This is a genomic window from Mesorhizobium comanense (genome assembly GCF_005503535.1).
Lineage (GTDB): Bacteria > Pseudomonadota > Alphaproteobacteria > Rhizobiales > Rhizobiaceae > Mesorhizobium > Mesorhizobium comanense.
The window spans coordinates 251,248-267,987 of record NZ_SCNN01000005.1; the positions used below are offsets into that span (position 1 = coordinate 251,248).

Genomic DNA, 16,740 nt, shown 5'->3' on the forward strand with positions numbered 1-16,740 from the left:
GTGCTCGCTCACCCCTTGGCTCCGATCTTGCCTTCGGTTCCGGCAAGCAGCCGGGAAATGTTGGCCCGGTGCTTGATGAAGACGATGATGCTCATCACCACGAACAGCAGGGCCACCTGTGGCGTGCTCATGAAATAGAGAGCGATCGGCACGACGACGGCTGCCGTCAGCGCCGCCAGCGAGGAGTAGCGCAACAGAAACGCCATCAGCAGCCAGACGAGCGCGAAGATCAGCGCCACCGGCCAGGCAAGGCCGATCAGCACGCCGAGATAGGTGGCGACACCCTTGCCGCCCTTGAAGCCGAGCCAAGCCGGAAAGAGGTGACCAAGAAAGGCGCCGAGGCCGGCCCAGACCGCCGTTTCAGGCGCGAAATGGCCAGCAATCAGAACTGCGGCCGTGCCCTTCAGCGCATCGAGCAGAAGCGTCGCGGCAGCCAGTCCCTTGTTGCCCGTGCGCAGCACGTTGGTCGCGCCGATATTGCCGGAACCGATCTTGCGCACATCGCCGAGGCCAGCGGCACGAGTCAAAAGCAGTCCGAACGGAATCGACCCCAGGAGGTAGCCGAACACCAGGGCCAGGATCAGGCCGTAAGTCATTGTTTCCCCCGCATTTCCCATCGCCGGCTTGTAGCGGCTTCAGGTGGCGCCAGGATGCGTTCCTAGGCGCGGAACACTGTGCGGCCCGCCACCAGCGTTTGCAAGACCTTGCCTTGCAGCCGCGCGCCTTCGAAACAGGTGTTTTTCGAGCGCGAGCGGATGCCGCTTTCGCTGACGATCCAGGGTTCGTCGAGATCGACTAGCGTCAGGTCGGCCACGGCTCCCGGCGTCAGCGTGCCGCCGGGCAATCCGAACAGCCTTGCCGGCGCCGTCGACAAGGTTTCGATCAGCCGCAGCAGAGGCACGTCGCCATTGTGGTAGAGCCGCAAGGCTGCCCCAAGCAGCGTCTCCAGCCCGATGGCGCCGGCGGCGGCGTCCGCAAAGGGCAGGCGCTTGGTGTCGACATCCTGCGGGTCGTGCGAGGAGACGATGATGTCGACCGTGCCGTCCTTGACCGCCTCGATCATGGCCAGCCGGTCTTCCTCGGCACGCAATGGCGGCGTCAGCCGGAAGAAGGTGCGGTATTCGCCGACATCGTTTTCATTGAGCGAAAGATTATGGATCGACACGCCTGACGTCACGGCGGCGCCGTCGGCCTTGGCTCGTGTTACCGCGTTTACGGCCATTGCGGTCGAAATCTTCGCCGCATGGTAGGAGCCGCGCGTCAGGCGCGCCAGGGCCAGATCGCGTTCGAGAGGGATGGACTCGGCCTCGCGCGGAATGCCGGCAAGACCGAGCCAGCTCGCGTAAAGGCCTTCGTTCATGACACCGGACGAACCGAGATCGGCGTCCTGCGTTTCGTGGACGATCGTAGCGCCGAAATCGCGTGCGTATGTCAGGGCACGGCGCATCACCAGCGAGTTGGCGATGGTGTGGCGGCCATCGGTGAAGGCGACGGCACCGGCCTCGCGCAGCAGGCCGAATTCGGTCATCTCGCGGCCTGCGAGGCCCTTGGTGATGGCGGCCGCCGGGAAAATGTTGACGCTCGCGGTGTCACGTGCCGTGCGCAGCACGAACTCGACCAGCGCGACATTGTCGATGACGGGGTCGGTGTCGGGCATCATGACGATTGATGTTACACCACCGGCCGCCGCGGCCACACTTGCCGAAGCGATGGTCTCGCGATGCTCGCCGCCCGGTTCGCCGACGAACACGCGGCCGTCAATCAGCCCGGGAATGATCGTCTTGCCGGCGCAGTCGATCACGGCCGCACCCTCGGGAATGCCCTGGTTCAGCGCCGCCTTGCCGGCAGCGGCGATCTTCTTGCCATCGACCATGACGGAGCCGATTTCATCGATGCCGCGCGAGGGATCGATGATGCGTGCGCGTTCGAAGACCGTCGTGCTCATGGGCCGCGACCCTCCTGGTTGCGGCCCTGTTGGTTGCGACGGGGGTCGAGCAGCGCTTCCATCACCGCCATGCGCACGGCGACACCCATCTCAACCTGCTCCTGGATGACGCTTTGCGGGCCGTCGGCGATTTCCGAGGCGATCTCGACGCCCCGGTTCATCGGGCCCGGGTGCATCACCATGGCATCCGGCTTGGCGGCCTTCAGCTTTTCGGCGTCGAGGCCGAAATAGCGGAAATACTCGCGCACCGACGGCACGAAAGCGCCTTCCATACGCTCGCGCTGCAAACGCAGCATCATCACCACGTCAGCGTCCTTCAGGCCCTCCGCCATCGAGCGGCAGACGATCACGCCCATCCGGTCTATGCCGGAGGGCAGCAGGGTGGAGGGCGCCACTACCCGCACCTGCGCGCCGAGGGCGTTGAGCAGCATGATGTTGGAGCGCGCCACGCGCGAATGGAGGATGTCGCCGCAGATCGCCACGATCAGCTTCGACAGCGGCCCCTTGGCGCGGCGGATGGTGAGCGCGTCGAGCAGCGCCTGTGTCGGGTGCTCATGCGCTCCGTCGCCGGCATTGACGACGGAGCAGCCGACTTTCTGGGCCAGAAGTGCCGCCGCACCCGCCGACTGATGGCGAATGATCAATATGTCCGGCCGCATCGCGTTCAGCGTCATCGCGGTGTCGATCAGCGTCTCGCCCTTCTTCACCGAGGAGCTTGCCACCGACATGTTCATGACGTCGGCGCCGAGCCGCTTTCCCGCCAGCTCGAACGACGACTGCGTGCGGGTGGAGGCCTCATAGAAGAGGTTGATCTGCGTGCGGCCGCGCAGCGTCGAGGTCTTTTTCTCCGACTGCCGCGAAATGGCGACAGCCCGGTCCGCCCTGTCGAGCAACAGCTCGATGTCTCCGGGCGAAAGATCGCTGATGCCCAGAAGGTGTCGGTGGGGATAGAGTGGCAGGGACGAGGCGTCGGTCATCTCAAGGCGCTGCTATAGGGTGCGGATTTTGTGGCCGCAAGCACCTGCTTTGGATTGGAGCCGTTCTCCTCAATTTTTTCGTGTAGATAGCCGATTATATCGACCGGTATTTTCGTCGCGCGCGAAGCAGGGCTTGGGCTATATCTAGCCGACGGTCTTGGATTCGTGGCTATCCGACGATATGGACCTTTCGGCCGACAGAAGGATTGGGCGTGACCGACGACGTGACGAACCAGCCGCCGCCGCAGACAGGCGGCAACGCCTGGCGGGGCGATCCGTTGCTGATCCAGCTTGCGGAACGCTTTTCCGATCCGGTACGCAAGGATCTCGATGGCCTTGGCCGCTTTGTCCTGACGCAGGAAGCGCAGGAACTGGCGCGCCTTGCCAATGTCGACACGCCAAGGCTGAGGACGCATGACCGCCAGGGGCGGCGCATCGACCTGGTCGAATTCCACCCGGCCTATCACGCACTGATGCGCCGCTCGGTGGCGAACGGCCTGCATTCCTCGGTCTGGGAGAACGGTGATGCAGAGATCGGCCGTCGCCATCAGGTGCGCGCGGCACGGTTCTATCTGACCGCCGAACTCGAGACCGGCCACCTTTGCCCCATCACCATGACCAGCGCCTCGCTGGCGGCGCTGATGGCCAGCCCAAAACTGTTCCGCGAATGGGCGCCGCGCGTCACGACGCGCAAATACGACCAGAGCCAGAAGCCGCCGGTGGAAAAGACCGGGCTGACGCTGGGCATGGGCATGACCGAGAAACAGGGCGGTACGGATGTGCGCGCCAATGTGACGAGGGCCGAGCGTGCCGGCAGCGGGTTCTTTCGCCTGACCGGGCACAAATGGTTCATGTCGGCGCCGATGTCGGATGCGTTCCTGGTGCTGGCACAGGCGCCGGAAGGGCTGTCCTGTTTCCTCGTGCCGCGCGTCCTTGGTGACGGGTCGGGCAATGGCTTCCGTTTCCAGCGCTTGAAGGACAAGCTTGGCAACCGCTCCAACGCATCGTCGGAGGTCGAATTCGTCAACGCCATCGGCGAGATGGTCGGCGAACCCGGTGCCGGCGTGAAGACGATCATGGACATGGTGACATTGACGCGGCTCGACTGCGCGGTGGCGTCCTCGGCGATCATGCGTGCCGGTCTTGCCGAGGCTGTGCATCACGCCCGGCATCGCCAGGTGTTCGGCGCCACGCTTATCGAGCAGCCGCTGATGCAGCGCGTGCTGGCCGACATGGCGCTCGATGTCGCGGCCGCGACCGCGCTGTCGTTCCGGCTGGCACGGTCCTTCGACGAGGCCGCCAGCGATCGCGGCGAGGCGGCGTTCGCCCGCGCCATGACGCCTGTTGTGAAATACTGGGTCTGCAAGATCGCGCCGCCGCTGCTCTACGAGGCGATGGAGTGCCTCGGCGGCAATGGCTATGTCGAGGAGGCGCCGCTTGCCCGCTACTATCGCGAAGCGCCGGTCAACGCGATCTGGGAGGGATCGGGCAACGTCATGGCACTCGACGTGCTGCGCGTGCTCGGCCGCGCGCCTGGCCTGTTCGAGGAGGTGCTGGCCGGCATAGACCGCGACCTCGGCGCCGGCGGGCGTGGCACGATCGGCGTGCTGAAGGCGGCGATGCAGGTCGCTTCGACCGACGAGGGCTCGGCCCGGCTGCTTACCGAACAACTGGCGCTGTCGGCCGCGGCGGCCGAATTGCGCCGGCTGGGGGCAGGGCGGATTGCCGATGCCTTTGTCGAAACCCGCCTGGCTGGGCAGTGGCGCAACACTTATGGCATGATCGATTCACGCCACGATGCGCGCATGATCATCGATACGCTCTATCCGCCTGTGAACTGAGCCGTCCGGGGGAGTCGGGACGGCTGGTCTGCGGGAGTTGCGTCATTATCCGCCGGCTTCCGCTGCGCCGTTAACCTTAACAAATGGTTTCCATTGCGGCGGCGCGGCGCAAAGCCCACTGTCATTCCTGTCGAAGCAGGAATCACGATGCGACACCTTTTGACCTCATTTCTGTCCGCGCACTGGGCGATCGTTTTCGCCCTGCTCGCGGTGATCTGCATCGATGGAAACCGTGGTGTCGCGGCAGCGCTCGGCATGCTTGGAGTGGCCGCCGAGAGCGCCCGGCTGGTCGATCTGGAAAGCGTCGTGGTGGTAGCGCCGCTGGCGACCGCACTGCTGGTCGTGTCGGTGCTGTTCTTCTGGGCCTTTGTCGATACGCTGATGAACGATGCCGGCAGTCCCGGTGCCGACAGCGTCGTTCGCATCGCCTTCATCTCCGCCTCGGGCGTGCTGTCGCTGATCATGATCGGCGGTGCGGCCCAGGGTATCAATGGCTTGTTCATGGTCGTCGCCGTGCAACTGGCCGCGCTGTTGGCCTCTTACGTCGCCATGCTTGCCGAGCGGCGGTCCGCTGTGATGGCCGATGAGGGCGATGTCCGCGCCACGGCGCACAGCATGGCAAAGGCCGCTGCCCATAACTCGTTGCTCTCGCTGATATCGGGCCGTACGGGTTCGGACGGGAAGGGAGGCCGCTGATGCGTTACATCTTCGCATTGTGGGCCGCTCCGATGGCTCTGTTCTGGGGCTGGTTCTACCTGTCGCTCAACGACATGAATTTCGGCTATGTCATGCTCAGCCGGCAGCTTCACGATTTCGTCTTTCAGCTCTACGGCCAGATGCTCGGTATCGATCCGGCGATCATCCCGGGCATGGTGGCCAAGGCCTGCGTCTTCGACGGCTTCCTTTTGATCGCGATATGGGCATTTCGCCGCCGCCGCGAAATCTGGAGCTGGATCAAGCGGCGCGAGGTGGATCGGGTTCCGTTCGATCGGTTGCATCGAGCGACTGAAGCCGGTCCAAAACTCCCTGCAGAATAAAGGCGGCCGCGGCCGAATCGATCTTGCCGGCGCGTTTGGCGCGCGAGAAATCCATTTCGATCAAGGTGCGTTCGGCTGCCACCGTCGATAGCCGCTCGTCCCAGAACACGAACGGCAGCTCGCTCAGCTGCGCCATGTTGCGCACGAACGCACGCGATTTCTGCGCGCGCGGGCCTTCCGAGCCGTCCATGTTGATCGGCAGCCCGATCGCCACCGCGCCGACATTTTCCTTTTCCAGCAGGGCCAGGAGCACGGCGGCGTCGAGTGAGAATTTCCGCCGGATGATGACCGGCCGCGGATGAGCGAACGAGAATCCCCGGTCGGAAACCGCGACGCCGATAGTCTTGTCGCCGAGATCGAGGCCCGCCAGGGTCCTGCCATCGGCGAGCCGTGCCGGCAATTGCTCGATCGTGATGACTGCCAATGGATTTCCTTATCTTTTTCGGCGTCTGGCATTCTTCCAGATGCATCGCGAACGCTGTACCCTTCGATATGAAGGCCGTGACCGTTCTATCGTCCGGCCGGGCAAAAATCGAGGAACGCATTCATGAAACTGACCTGGTACGGCCACTCGGCCTTCCGCATCGAAACCGGCGCCGCCCAGATCCTCATCGACCCCTATCTGATCGGCAACCCCTCCTGGACGGGTGGCTGGGAAGGGCCGGCGGAGGGGATCACGCATGTCCTGCTGACGCACGGGCACAGCGACCACATCAGCGGCGCGCTGGAAGTGCTCGGCAAGAGCGGCGCGCAGCTGGTCGCCAATTTCGAAATCTGTATGTATCTGGTCGGCAAGGGAGCCGACGGCAGCAAGATCAATCCCGGCAACATCGGCGGCACCGTCGATTGCGGCGGCTTCACCACGACATTTGTCCAGGCAATGCATTCCTCGTCATTTGGCGAGGACGGCGGCAAAAATGTCTATCTCGGCAATCCTGGCGGGCTGGTGTTGCATTTCCCTGACGACAGGACGCTCTATCACATGGGCGATACCGATATCTTTTCCGACATGGCGCTGATCAACGAGCTGCATGAACCCAAGATCGGCATCGTGCCGGTCGGAGACCGCTTCACCATGGGCGGCGCGGTGGCTGCCCTGGCCTGCCGCCGCTTCTTCAACTTCGACACGGTCGTCCCGTGCCATTTCGGCACCTTTCCGATGATCGATGCGACCCCGGAGAAGTTCGAGGCGGGACTTGAAGGCTCGGGCGTCAAGGTCGCATTGCCTCGGATTGGAGAGACAATTACCATTTAGAGGTAGGGAAAGCGGAATTAAATCATGGTGTTGAGGCGATCTCTTTGTGTGTCGATGTTTGTCGCGGCGTCTCCGGCGCTCGCTGCCGATGATTTCATCGAAGGGGTCTATCTCCAGTCAGAGGAGCTTTGCGCGCAGGCCAGGAAGGATACGCTGCAGACATTGATCGACACCGGCAACATCGTGCTGTCGGCGCATGGCTTGCAGGGCGTCGAGTATACCTGCGAGTTCGTCCAGATCAGCAAGGCGACACGCTCGCCAAGCTGGGCTGTGACGGCCATCTGCCGGGAGCCGGGCTATGTCTTTCCCGATGTGCTTTCGGTGACGCGGGTCAGTCCGACGCAACTCGACCTCGTATCCGTCCGGCCCATCGACAACGAAAGCGAGGCGAGCGGCAACAGCGGCAGCTACTATTTGTGCGAGGGAATAGCGCCGCCATAATGGGACGATGATCGGTTCGTGGGGGACTGTGTTCGATGGCAATACTCAAACGGATGGCGTTGCTCCTGCGCGCAAAGCAGCCTGTGTTCCGGAATCTGGAGCTGCATGTCGCTCACGGCTGCAATCTCTCCTGCGAGAGCTGTTCGCACTACTCCAATCACGGCCATGCCGGCACCGTTTCGCTCGAGGATGCCGACCAATGGATGAAGCTGTGGAGCCGGCGCGTCTCGGTCAAGCGGTTCACGCTGCTTGGCGGCGAGCCAAGCATCCATCCGCGGTTGCCCGATTTTGTCGGCTTGGTGCGGCGTCACTGGCCCGATACGCGCATCGAAATCATCAGCAATGGCTTCTTCCTGCACCGCCATCCGACGTTGCCAGGCATTCTTGCCGCCGACGCGGACAACAAGTTGATCGTCTCGGTCCATCACGATTCGGATGAATATCGGGAAAGGTTGCGGCCGATCTTCGAGCTTCTGGAGACATGGCAGGGGGAACACAAGCTGCGCGTCGACATCCGTCCCTCGGACAAGAACTGGACCCGGCGCTACGAAGGTTTTGGCGGCGCCATGCTGCCTTTCGAGGATGGCGATCCTCGCGCCAGCTGGAAGATCTGCCCGGCCCGCCATTGCAAGCAACTGCATGACGGGCAGATCTGGAAATGCGCGCCGCTGGCCTATCTGCCGATGCAGAAGGCAAAGTACCAACTCTCCGGGAAGTGGGATCCCTATCTCGCCTATCGTCCGCTCGATCCGGATTGCTCCGACGCCGAACTGCGCGCCTTCGCTGCGCTGGAGGACGAACAGGCTTGCGGTATGTGTGCGGCGAAGCCGCGCCTTTTCGAACTGCCCAATCCTTTGCATCGTCAAAGGGGGCAGGCAGGTTTGCCAGCCTAGGCTTCGCATGATGGATGTTGCGCGTGGCGCGTGGCGCCGCTATAGCCCGGACTGGTTTTCCCCGAGGCAAGAATATGTCCGTTGATCTTCAGACTGTGAAGCGCGTCGCGCGTCTCGCCCGCATCGCGGTGAGCGAGGAGGACGCGGAACGCATGACCGGTGAGCTGAACGCCATTCTGGGCTTCGTCGAACAGCTCAGTGAAGTCGATGTCTCCGGCGTCGAGCCGATGACCTCGGTGACCCCGATGGAGATGAAGAAGCGGCAGGACGTCGTCACCGACGGCAACAAGGCTGCCGATATCGTCGCCAACGCACCCGCGACCGAAGAGAATTTCTTCCTCGTGCCGAAGGTCGTGGAGTAGCGGGCCGATGGCAATCGAGATCGCCGTCGAGACGCCGCTGCAGGACGATGTGCGCGGCCTGGTCGCCGAGCTCAACGCGACGCTGCTCGAACTGACGCCGCCGGAACATTGCTACCACCTGACCGTCGAACAGATGGCGGGCGAAGACACAACCGTCTTAATCGCCCGTGACGATGGCCTTGCCATCGGCTGCGGCGCGCTCAAGCGTCACGGCGACGCGGTCGGCGAGGTCAAGCGCATGTACACGCGGCCCACGCATCGCGGCCGCAAGATCGGCGCCAAAATCGTCGAACGTGTCGAGGCGCTGGCTCGCGAAGAAGGGTTGAAGCGCCTGGTGCTGGAGACCGGCGACCGCCATCCGGCCGCGTGGACCGTTTACGAGCGCGCCGGCTTTTCACGCTGCGGCCCGGTGCTGGATTATCCCGACTCCCCGTGGTCGGTGTTTTACGAAAAGAGCTTTTGATGAGCGACCTGACCCGACTGACGATTTCGCAAGCCCGCGCCAAGCTGCGCGCCAAGGAAATCACCGCGACCGAGATTACCGAGGCCTATCTCCAGGCGATCGATCGCGCCAATCCGGCGCTGAACGCCTATGTGGCGGTCACCGGCGACAAGGCCCGCGATATGGCCAAGGCGTCCGACGCCAGGCTGGTCAAGGGCGAGGGCGGTGCGCTGGAAGGCATTCCGCTTGGCATCAAGGATCTGTTCGGCACCGAGGGCGTGCACACCCAGGCCTGCAGCCATGTGCTCGACGGTTTCAAGCCGCGCTATGAATCGACCGTCACCTCGAACCTGTGGGCTGACGGCGCCGTCATGCTGGGCAAGCTCAACATGGACGAGTTCGCCATGGGCTCGTCCAATGAGACATCCCACTACGGTCCGGTCATCAATCCGTGGCGGCGCTCGCGCGTCGACACGGTGGTGATGCCAACGACCCATCAGGGCGACGGTGGCTTTGTCTCGGCCGGCGGCACCAAGACCCAGCGCAGCCTGGACAATGCCCAGCTGGTGCCGGGCGGTTCTTCCGGTGGTTCTGCTACGGCCGTCTCCGCCTTCCTGTGCGCCGGCGCCACGGCCACCGACACGGGCGGTTCGATCCGCCAGCCAGCGGCCTTCACCGGCACGGTCGGCATCAAGCCGACCTATGGCCGCTGCTCGCGCTGGGGCATCGTCGCCTTCGCCTCGTCGCTCGACCAGGCCGGGCCGATCGCGCGCGACGTGCGCGACGCCGCGATCCTGCTCAAATCCATGGCTTCGGTCGACCCCAAGGACACCACATCGGTCGACCGGCCCGTGCCGGACTACGAGGCTGCGATCGGCAAGCCGATCAAAGGCATGAAGGTCGGCATTCCCAGGGAGTACCGCGTCGACGGCATGCCCGAGGAGATCGAGGCGCTCTGGCAAAAAGGCATTGCCTGGCTGAAGGACGCCGGCGCCGAGATTGTCGACATTTCGCTGCCGCATACCAAGTACGCCCTACCGGCCTATTACATCGTGGCGCCGGCCGAGGCGTCGTCCAACCTGGCGCGTTATGACGGCGTCCGCTATGGCTTGCGGGTGCCGGGCAAGGACATTGTCGAGATGTACGAGAAGACCCGCGCCGCCGGCTTTGGCCGCGAGGTCAAGCGCCGCATCATGATCGGCACCTATGTGCTGTCGGCCGGCTATTACGACGCTTATTACTTGCAGGCACAAAAAGTGCGCAACCTGATCAAGCGCGACTTCGAGAACGTTTTCGCCGCCGGTGTCGACGTCATCCTGACGCCGGCGACGCCATCCGCCGCCTTCGGCATCGCCGACGAAGACATGGCCGCCGATCCGGTCAAGATGTATCTCAACGACATCTTCACCGTGACCGTCAACATGGCCGGGTTGCCGGGCATCGCCGTGCCGGCGGGGCTTGATCCCAAGGGCCTGCCGCTTGGCCTGCAGCTTATCGGCAGGCCGTTCGAAGAGGAGACGCTGTTCCAGACCGCCGGCGTCATCGAGCAGGCGGCCGGCACGTTCCAGCCCGAGAAATGGTGGTGACGTTGTCTCTCATCTAAAGGGGTGAGGGATGTTCTTCTATCTGTCGAAGATATTCTGGTTCTTCATCCAGCCGGTCAACCTGGCGATCTTCCTGCTTTTGGCGGGTCTGATCGCGAGGACGATCAGCCGGCGGCGGCTCGCCGCCACAGCCAGCGTTCTGGCGTTTCTGATCCTGGCTCTGTCGGCATGGACATCGCTCGGCGCCATGATGCTCAATCCGCTCGAGGAGCGCTTTCCCAAGCCGCCTTTGCCGGAGAAAGTCGATGGCATCGTCGTGCTGGGCGGCGGCTTCGAAGGCGCCATCAATCTGGCGCGCGGCGGTTATGAGCTGAACAGCGGCGGCGACCGCATGGTGGAGACGGCCATCCTCGCCCGGCGCTTCCCGCAGGCAAAAGTGGTCGTGTCCGGCGGCAACGGTTCGCTATTCCTGGATGGAGAGGGTGACGCGGACACGGCACCCCGCCTGCTTGGCGCGCTGGGTGTTGCGGCTGACCGGCTGATCCTGGAAGACAAGTCCCGCAACACCTACGAGAATGCCGTCTTCAGCCGCAATCTGGTCCAACCGAAGCCGGGCGAGACCTGGCTGCTGGTGACGTCGGCCTTCCACATGCCGCGCGCCAAGGCGCTGTTCGACAAGGCGGGTTTCGCCACGGTTGCCTGGCCTGTCGACTACCGCACCTCCGGCCAGGAAGGCATCGGCCTGTTCCGCGACAACCCGGGCGACTCGCTGCAGGCAACCACGATCGCGATCCGCGAATGGATCGGGCTTTTCGCCTATTGGCTTTCCGGCCGGATCGATCAGCCCTTTCCGGCGCCGGGCGGCTGACCGATGACGGCCCGCCGTGCCGCCGAAAAGAACTGGCGCCGCACCAGAACGGCCAGAAGCAGAATCGTCGACAGCACGAACACGACCGGATCGACGAACCAGCCGAGATAACCGATCGAGAAGAACACCCCGCGCAGGCCGGAGTTGAAATGCTTGCCGGCCAGCATGTTCATCTGCGTGGCGCGCCACACCGCCGTTTCGGTGACCGGATTGCGCGAAGCTTCGCCATGCGGGATCGGCACGGCACCGATCAGGATCGAACAGTAGTTGAAAAGGCGGTAGGCCCAGCCGAACTTGAAGAACGAAAAGGCCAGGATCAGCGCCAGCCCCAGCACCTTTATCTGGAAAGCCGCCCGCAACGGCGCGCCGCCGAGAGGCAGGTTGCTCAGCACCTCGAGCACCCGGTCGGATGCGCCGAGCAGAGCGAAACAGCCGCCGAGCGCTATCAGCGAGCTGGAGGCGAAGAAAGCGGTGCCTTGTTGCAGGCCGTTCATGATCGCGGTGTCGACGATGCGGATCTCGCGCTCGGCCATGGTGCGCATCCAGGCTTCGCGTTGCGCATTCATGGCGGTCGTGAGCGACATGCGGCTGACCAGCCTGCCGTCCGAGGCGAGCGTGTGCAGGAGCCATGCCAGCAGGAAGAAGCCAAGCGCCGCGATATCAGCTGCCGACAGGTAGGAGGAACTGGCCATTGGTTCAGATTGGCTGGGGTTCGGCGGGTTCCATTTGCAGGGCCGCTATGACCATGTCGGTCCGCGTAACCCATCCCAGGGCGTTCTCGAAGTTCCACAAGGTCGACTGCCGATTGAAATCCGGACCCGAATGGTTCATCGCGTCCTCGACCAGGATCGGCCAGAACTCCCGCGAGTACGCGTCTCGCGCGGTCGCATCGACGCAGATGTTGGTGGCGACCCCGCTGAACAGAAGGTAGCGGATCCCGCGAGCCCGCAGATACGCCTCCAGGCCGGTATCGCAAAATCCGCTATAGCGCGACTTGCGGACAATCTTGTCGCCTGGCGCGGGCTTCAAAGCATCGACGATCTGCCAGTCCCAACTGCCGTCAATCAGCAGCTTGCCGCGAAGCTCCGGGCGCTCGCGCATCATCACCATCCCCAGTTCCTTGTAGTGGTTCGGGGAGGTGGCGTCCCCGCCGTCGCTGAGGTCGGGCTTGTAGGACATCTGGAGGTAGACCACGGCCATGCCGCTTTCGCGGGCAGCGGCCAGCAGGCGGCGGTTGGCGTCGATGGCCGGCACCGCGCCCGATATGTCGATGCCCGCCAGGTCGAACATGCCGCCCGCCGAGGCAAAGGCGTTCTGCATGTCGACGACGATCACCGCCGTGCGGGTGGGATCGATACGCACTGGCTTGGGCCTGGCATTCAACGCGAGCATCACATCCCCCTCTGCAATCACGGACAACGCTGTCGTGCCCGGCGCAAGATAGCCGCGCCCCGACGGTCCGGCAATCAATGTCGCTGCCAGAGCAAACAAGGTCGGCGGATGCCGAGCCGCGATCGTCAAAAGAGCGGAAACATCCCGCGAGTTCCTATATATGGTCCTCGACGCACGACCCAGGAGACAACGTGTTCCTTTCGGTTTTCGACCTGTTCAAGATCGGCATCGGGCCTTCCAGTTCGCACACGATGGGGCCGATGACGGCCGCGCGGCGGTTCCTCGACGAGGTTGCGGGGGACGACTGGCCGCGGCCGGCAGGCAGCACGGTTGCCCGAATCGGCGCCAGCCTGCACGGATCGCTCGCCTATACCGGCATCGGCCATGGCAGCGACCGCGCCGTTGTTCTCGGCCTCGCCGGGCAAACTCCGCAGACGGTCGATCCCGACCAGGCCGACGATATCGTCGCCCGCATCTCCGCGGACAAGCTGATATCCCCGCCCGGCCATCCCTCCTACCGCTTCGATCCCGCCACCGATCTGGTGCTCGATCGCAAGACGCCGCTCACGGGCCACGCCAACGGCATGGCCTTCTACGCCTATGACGCCGGCGGCCGCCTGCTGCTAAAGCGCATCTACTATTCGATCGGCGGCGGCTTCGTGGTTTCGGAAGAAGAACTGCAGCGCATGAAGGCCAAGGGGTCGGTGACCACGGAAGGCAAGAAGGTGCCGTACCCCTTCAAGAATGCCGTCGAGATGCTGAAGATGGCGGCAAAGAGCGGTCTCTCCATCGCCGAAATGAAGCGGGTCAACGAGGAGACGCAGATGTCGCGCGAGGAGCTTGACGCCGGCCTCGACGGCATCTGGGGCGCCATGAAGGGTTGCATCGACCGCGGCCTGTCGCAGGACGGCATCATGCCGGGCGGTCTGAAGGTGCGCCGCCGCGCCCGGCAGCTCCACGACAAGCTGCAGGAGCAGTGGCAGCAGAACCGCCCCAATCCGCTGCTGGCCAATGACTGGCTCTCCATCTATGCCATGGCCGTCAACGAGGAGAATGCGGCCGGCGGCCGCGTCGTCACCGCGCCGACCAATGGCGCGGCCGGCACGCTGCCGGCGGTGCTGCGTTACTGGCTGCACTTCCATCCCGAAGCCGATCAGCCGAGCATTCGCGACTTCCTGCTGACCGCCGCCGCGGTCGGCGGCATCATCAAATCCAATGCGTCGATCTCCGGCGCCGAAGTCGGCTGCCAGGGCGAAGTGGGTTCGGCCTCGGCGATGGCCGCGGCCGGGCTCTGCGCCGTCATGGGCGGCACGCCCGAGCAGGTCGAGAACGCTGCCGAAATCGCGCTCGAACATCATCTGGGCATGACCTGCGATCCCGTCGGCGGATTGGTTCAGGTACCGTGCATCGAGCGCAACGCCCTTGGCGCGGTCAAGGCGGTGACGGCGGCATCGCTGGCGATCAAGGGCGACGGCGTCCATTTCGTGCCGCTGGACGCTGCGATCGAAACCATGCGCCAGACCGGCCTCGACATGAACGAGAAGTACAAGGAAACCAGCCTTGGCGGCCTCGCGGTCAATGTCGTGGAGTGCTGAGCCGCAACGGCCTCGATCAGACGGGCGGCTCCCGCTCAGGGGATGCGCTCTGCGGGATAGTCCTGACCGTCCCGATGGATGGTCAATCGCCTCGCATCGGCTGAACCGTCGGTTTCGAAGGTAAGTACCGAATCGAACGCGGTCGTGAAGAATTCCCGATCGCTTTGCGGGTATAGCTCGAATTTTGCCTGTCCCGTCGCTTGCGAAAACAGGTTCCCGCCTACATTCGAGATATGAAGGACCATGGTCGGGCTCAGCCGATAGTCCCCAACCAGCCGATCCAGCAACGTTGGGTCGACCACAGCCAATTTCCGCTCTTTTCGAATCCAGTCAGGCCATTGGTACTCGGCGGCGATGCTCTGCATGATCTCCGCGACCAGGACGTCGCCCTGATCGCCGTTTGTCATCACGATGGCACCGTCGCCCGTCTCACTGGCGATCATCGAATTTATGAAACCCGCGTTCACGCCGTCATGGCCAAAACGACGATGCGGCGATGAACTGCGGACAATGAGACCCAGCCCGTAGTTGCCCAGGCCCGGGGTCAGCATTTGAACGGTCGCCGGCTGGGAAAGCACTGGCATTGGCCGGCCCGCCCAGGCGTCGAGCAGGGCCAGATCGAAACGGGCCAGATCACTTGGCGTCGTCCACAATCCCGCTGCCGCCAGCTCCGGATAGACGTGGGGGCCACCGGTCACCGGATCACCATCCGCGTTGTGTGGCATGGCGGCATTGCGGAGGTCTCCGGCGGGAAGGGGCTGGCGATAGCTGCTGCGAGCCATTCCAAGTGGCCGAAACACTGTCTCATCCAGCAATTCGGCGAATGGCTTGCCGGTAACATCGATCAGCAATTGCTGCACGATCGTATAGCCCCCACCGGAATACCGAAAACGAGTGCCGGGCTGCAGGTCAACGACAATAGGAGGGTTGTTCGCCGGCGGAGCGCCGTTCAGAACCTCCATGAGAGTGGGGATCGCTGTCCCAGCCTCGTAGCCCGCAAAGCCGTGTACGGTCGTGCCGGCGGAGTGACTGAGCAATTGCCGAAGGGTGACCTTCGTCTTGTCGGTGTAGGAATTCGTCGGAACCTTCCAACTCCTGAGATAAGAATTCACGTCGGTATCGAGATCGAGCTTGCCTGCCTGCGCCAAAGCCAGAACCGCCATCGCGGCAACAGGCTTGCTGATCGATCCCGCCTGAAACAGCGTGTCCGGTTCGATCGGATCTCCACCGTTTGCAACAACGCCGAAGCCTCGCGCCCATTCGATGGCGCCCTTGTGGACAACCGCGATGCTGACTCCGGGAACATGTAACGCTGCCATCCGGTCCGCCAGGCTCGCATGCGGTTGACCTGCAAATCCGATTGGGGGCCGAAGTCCGGCGAGGACCCGCAGAATGCGCGCCTCGACATCGGTTGCCTGCATCCGAGCTGTTTCATCCGCGGAGGTAATGGCGCTTTGGGCCCTGGCACTCGTGATGATGGCGGGCAATGTCAGCGCTCCCGCCACAAGCAGCTTGCGTCTGTTGACCCCGTTCTGGTTTCGATCATGTGCCAACATGCCTGTCGCTCCGCATCTTGCCAGCATAGCTCCGCCCACGGGCATAGCCACTTCTTTCGTGTCCTCGTAGGCTAGCGCGGGCGGTCCCTTGGCACTGTGGAGAACTCGTCCAGGCCGTTGACGCATTCTCCCGGCGGATTAAATCTTCCGACATGGCTCTCAATCTCCTAAAGCTCTGCGTCGGCTGCGACAGCGTCGAGGATCTCGAAGAATGGATCGAGTTTCGCCTCGATGAGCGCCGGCGGGCCGGCGAACCGGCCGAGCACTGGCACACCACGCGCATGGTGCCGACGCGCGGCGAAGAGGTCACCGACGGCGGCTCGCTCTACTGGGTGATCAAGGGCAGCGTGCAATGCCGCCAGCTGATCACCGAAATCCGGCCCTTCACCGACGGCGAGGGCATTGGCCGCTGCCATCTGGTCCTCGACCCGCAAGTGGTGCGTACCGACTGGCAGCCCCGCCGTGCGTTTCAAGGCTGGCGCTATCTGAAACCATCGGACGCACCGGCCGACCTTGGCAAGGGCAAGGCAGGTCTGGTCGAAATGCCGCCGAAGCTCAGACGCGAACTCGCCGATCTCGGTCTGCTGTAGGC

The 16,740-nt window shown here is 63.7% G+C and carries 19 protein-coding genes; 12 read left to right on the forward strand and 7 right to left on the reverse strand.

Going from position 1 to position 16,740, the window contains the following annotated elements; all coding sequences use genetic code 11:
• Positions 1-8: 8 nt before the first annotated feature.
• The 3 genes from plsY to FFS37_RS11805 form a co-directional block, all read right to left on the reverse strand.
• Positions 9-596 (reverse strand): glycerol-3-phosphate 1-O-acyltransferase PlsY, encoded by a 588-nt coding sequence (gene plsY, locus FFS37_RS11795; RefSeq protein ID WP_137931117.1) that lies wholly within the window; start codon positions 594-596, stop codon positions 9-11.
• Between the two features lie 62 nt (positions 597-658).
• The gene (locus tag FFS37_RS11800; RefSeq protein WP_137931118.1) at positions 659-1,945 is read right to left on the reverse strand and encodes a dihydroorotase; all 1,287 of its coding nucleotides are present in this window, start codon (positions 1,943-1,945) and stop codon (positions 659-661) included.
• A complete protein-coding gene (locus FFS37_RS11805) occupies positions 1,942-2,922 on the reverse strand; it encodes an aspartate carbamoyltransferase catalytic subunit (RefSeq protein WP_137931119.1) in 981 nt (326 codons plus the stop codon). The genes FFS37_RS11800 and FFS37_RS11805 overlap by 4 nt, the downstream gene beginning before the upstream one ends.
• A gap of 212 nt (positions 2,923-3,134) precedes the next feature.
• Between FFS37_RS11805 and FFS37_RS11810 the strand changes: the two genes are divergently transcribed.
• The 3 genes from FFS37_RS11810 to FFS37_RS11820 all read left to right on the forward strand — a co-directional run bounded on the left by FFS37_RS11810 (position 3,135) and on the right by FFS37_RS11820 (position 5,800).
• Positions 3,135-4,763: a DNA alkylation response protein gene (locus FFS37_RS11810; RefSeq protein ID WP_137931120.1), complete on the forward strand. Its 1,629-nt coding sequence runs from the start codon at positions 3,135-3,137 to the stop codon at positions 4,761-4,763.
• Positions 4,764-4,910: 147 nt separating this feature from the next.
• Complete coding sequence (locus FFS37_RS11815; RefSeq protein WP_137931121.1) at positions 4,911-5,459, forward strand: hypothetical protein; 549 nt, start codon at positions 4,911-4,913, stop codon at positions 5,457-5,459.
• Positions 5,459-5,800 (forward strand): DUF6105 family protein, encoded by a 342-nt coding sequence (locus FFS37_RS11820; protein ID WP_137931122.1) that lies wholly within the window; start codon positions 5,459-5,461, stop codon positions 5,798-5,800. Before FFS37_RS11815 ends, FFS37_RS11820 begins: the two co-directional genes overlap by 1 nt.
• On the opposite strand, the gene ruvX is transcribed toward FFS37_RS11820, so the two are convergent.
• A complete protein-coding gene (ruvX, locus tag FFS37_RS11825) occupies positions 5,718-6,224 on the reverse strand; it encodes a Holliday junction resolvase RuvX (RefSeq protein WP_137931123.1) in 507 nt (168 codons plus the stop codon). The two genes, FFS37_RS11820 and ruvX, sit on opposite strands and share 83 nt — an antisense overlap.
• A gap of 123 nt (positions 6,225-6,347) precedes the next feature.
• Between ruvX and FFS37_RS11830 the strand changes: the two genes are divergently transcribed.
• The 7 genes from FFS37_RS11830 to FFS37_RS11860 all read left to right on the forward strand — a co-directional run bounded on the left by FFS37_RS11830 (position 6,348) and on the right by FFS37_RS11860 (position 11,605).
• Entirely contained in the window at positions 6,348-7,055 is a 708-nt protein-coding gene (locus FFS37_RS11830; protein WP_137931124.1) for a metal-dependent hydrolase, read from the forward strand.
• A 24-nt stretch (positions 7,056-7,079) separates the two neighbouring features.
• A complete protein-coding gene (locus FFS37_RS11835; protein ID WP_137931125.1) occupies positions 7,080-7,496 on the forward strand; it encodes a hypothetical protein in 417 nt (138 codons plus the stop codon).
• 35 nt (positions 7,497-7,531) lie between these two features.
• Positions 7,532-8,389: a radical SAM protein gene (locus FFS37_RS11840; RefSeq protein WP_232375630.1), complete on the forward strand. Its 858-nt coding sequence runs from the start codon at positions 7,532-7,534 to the stop codon at positions 8,387-8,389.
• A 74-nt stretch (positions 8,390-8,463) separates the two neighbouring features.
• Complete coding sequence (gatC, locus tag FFS37_RS11845) at positions 8,464-8,751, forward strand: Asp-tRNA(Asn)/Glu-tRNA(Gln) amidotransferase subunit GatC (protein WP_137931126.1); 288 nt, start codon at positions 8,464-8,466, stop codon at positions 8,749-8,751.
• Positions 8,752-8,758: 7 nt separating this feature from the next.
• On the forward strand, positions 8,759-9,214 hold the full coding sequence (locus tag FFS37_RS11850; RefSeq protein ID WP_137931127.1) for a GNAT family N-acetyltransferase: 456 nt from the start codon (positions 8,759-8,761) through the stop codon (positions 9,212-9,214).
• A complete protein-coding gene (locus FFS37_RS11855; protein WP_137931128.1) occupies positions 9,214-10,779 on the forward strand; it encodes an amidase in 1,566 nt (521 codons plus the stop codon). Before FFS37_RS11850 ends, FFS37_RS11855 begins: the two co-directional genes overlap by 1 nt.
• Positions 10,780-10,807: 28 nt before the next feature.
• A complete protein-coding gene (locus FFS37_RS11860) occupies positions 10,808-11,605 on the forward strand; it encodes a YdcF family protein (RefSeq protein ID WP_137931129.1) in 798 nt (265 codons plus the stop codon).
• On the opposite strand, the gene FFS37_RS11865 is transcribed toward FFS37_RS11860, so the two are convergent.
• Entirely contained in the window at positions 11,578-12,297 is a 720-nt protein-coding gene (locus FFS37_RS11865; RefSeq protein ID WP_137931130.1) for a DUF599 domain-containing protein, read from the reverse strand. The two genes, FFS37_RS11860 and FFS37_RS11865, sit on opposite strands and share 28 nt — an antisense overlap.
• A 4-nt stretch (positions 12,298-12,301) precedes the next feature.
• On the reverse strand, positions 12,302-13,126 hold the full coding sequence (locus FFS37_RS11870) for a cysteine hydrolase family protein (protein ID WP_232375631.1): 825 nt from the start codon (positions 13,124-13,126) through the stop codon (positions 12,302-12,304).
• A 62-nt stretch (positions 13,127-13,188) separates the two neighbouring features.
• On the opposite strand from FFS37_RS11870, the gene FFS37_RS11875 reads away from it, so the two are divergent.
• Positions 13,189-14,592: an L-serine ammonia-lyase gene (locus FFS37_RS11875; RefSeq protein ID WP_137931131.1), complete on the forward strand. Its 1,404-nt coding sequence runs from the start codon at positions 13,189-13,191 to the stop codon at positions 14,590-14,592.
• 35 nt (positions 14,593-14,627) lie between these two features.
• Here the strand turns inward: FFS37_RS11875 and FFS37_RS11880 are convergent, their stop codons facing one another.
• Positions 14,628-16,148 carry a serine hydrolase gene (locus tag FFS37_RS11880; RefSeq protein ID WP_171026246.1) on the reverse strand — a complete coding sequence of 507 codons (1,521 nt, stop codon included), beginning with the start codon at positions 16,146-16,148 and terminating at the stop codon, positions 14,628-14,630.
• A 152-nt stretch (positions 16,149-16,300) separates the two neighbouring features.
• Between FFS37_RS11880 and FFS37_RS11885 the strand changes: the two genes are divergently transcribed.
• Positions 16,301-16,738 (forward strand): DUF1489 family protein, encoded by a 438-nt coding sequence (locus FFS37_RS11885; protein ID WP_137931133.1) that lies wholly within the window; start codon positions 16,301-16,303, stop codon positions 16,736-16,738.
• Positions 16,739-16,740: the final 2 nt, after the last annotated feature.

Excerpts from the sequence above, each read along its gene's own strand:
- plsY (WP_137931117.1), bottom strand. The coding sequence starts at position 596 with ATGACTTACGGCCTGATCCTGGCCCTGGTGTTCGGCTACCTCCTGGGG.
- FFS37_RS11800 (WP_137931118.1), bottom strand. The coding sequence starts at position 1,945 with ATGAGCACGACGGTCTTCGAACGCGCACGCATCATCGATCCCTCGCGC.
- FFS37_RS11805 (WP_137931119.1), bottom strand. The coding sequence starts at position 2,922 with ATGACCGACGCCTCGTCCCTGCCACTCTATCCCCACCGACACCTTCTG.
- FFS37_RS11815 (WP_137931121.1), top strand. The coding sequence starts at position 4,911 with ATGCGACACCTTTTGACCTCATTTCTGTCCGCGCACTGGGCGATCGTT.
- FFS37_RS11820 (WP_137931122.1), top strand. The coding sequence starts at position 5,459 with ATGCGTTACATCTTCGCATTGTGGGCCGCTCCGATGGCTCTGTTCTGG.
- FFS37_RS11830 (WP_137931124.1), top strand. The coding sequence starts at position 6,348 with ATGAAACTGACCTGGTACGGCCACTCGGCCTTCCGCATCGAAACCGGC.
- FFS37_RS11835 (WP_137931125.1), top strand. The coding sequence starts at position 7,080 with ATGGTGTTGAGGCGATCTCTTTGTGTGTCGATGTTTGTCGCGGCGTCT.
- FFS37_RS11840 (WP_232375630.1), top strand. The coding sequence starts at position 7,532 with ATGGCAATACTCAAACGGATGGCGTTGCTCCTGCGCGCAAAGCAGCCT.
- gatC (WP_137931126.1), top strand. The coding sequence starts at position 8,464 with ATGTCCGTTGATCTTCAGACTGTGAAGCGCGTCGCGCGTCTCGCCCGC.
- FFS37_RS11850 (WP_137931127.1), top strand. The coding sequence starts at position 8,759 with ATGGCAATCGAGATCGCCGTCGAGACGCCGCTGCAGGACGATGTGCGC.
- FFS37_RS11855 (WP_137931128.1), top strand. The coding sequence starts at position 9,214 with ATGAGCGACCTGACCCGACTGACGATTTCGCAAGCCCGCGCCAAGCTG.
- FFS37_RS11860 (WP_137931129.1), top strand. The coding sequence starts at position 10,808 with ATGTTCTTCTATCTGTCGAAGATATTCTGGTTCTTCATCCAGCCGGTC.
- FFS37_RS11865 (WP_137931130.1), bottom strand. The coding sequence starts at position 12,297 with ATGGCCAGTTCCTCCTACCTGTCGGCAGCTGATATCGCGGCGCTTGGC.
- FFS37_RS11880 (WP_171026246.1), bottom strand. The coding sequence starts at position 16,148 with ATGTTGGCACATGATCGAAACCAGAACGGGGTCAACAGACGCAAGCTG.
- FFS37_RS11885 (WP_137931133.1), top strand. The coding sequence starts at position 16,301 with ATGGCTCTCAATCTCCTAAAGCTCTGCGTCGGCTGCGACAGCGTCGAG.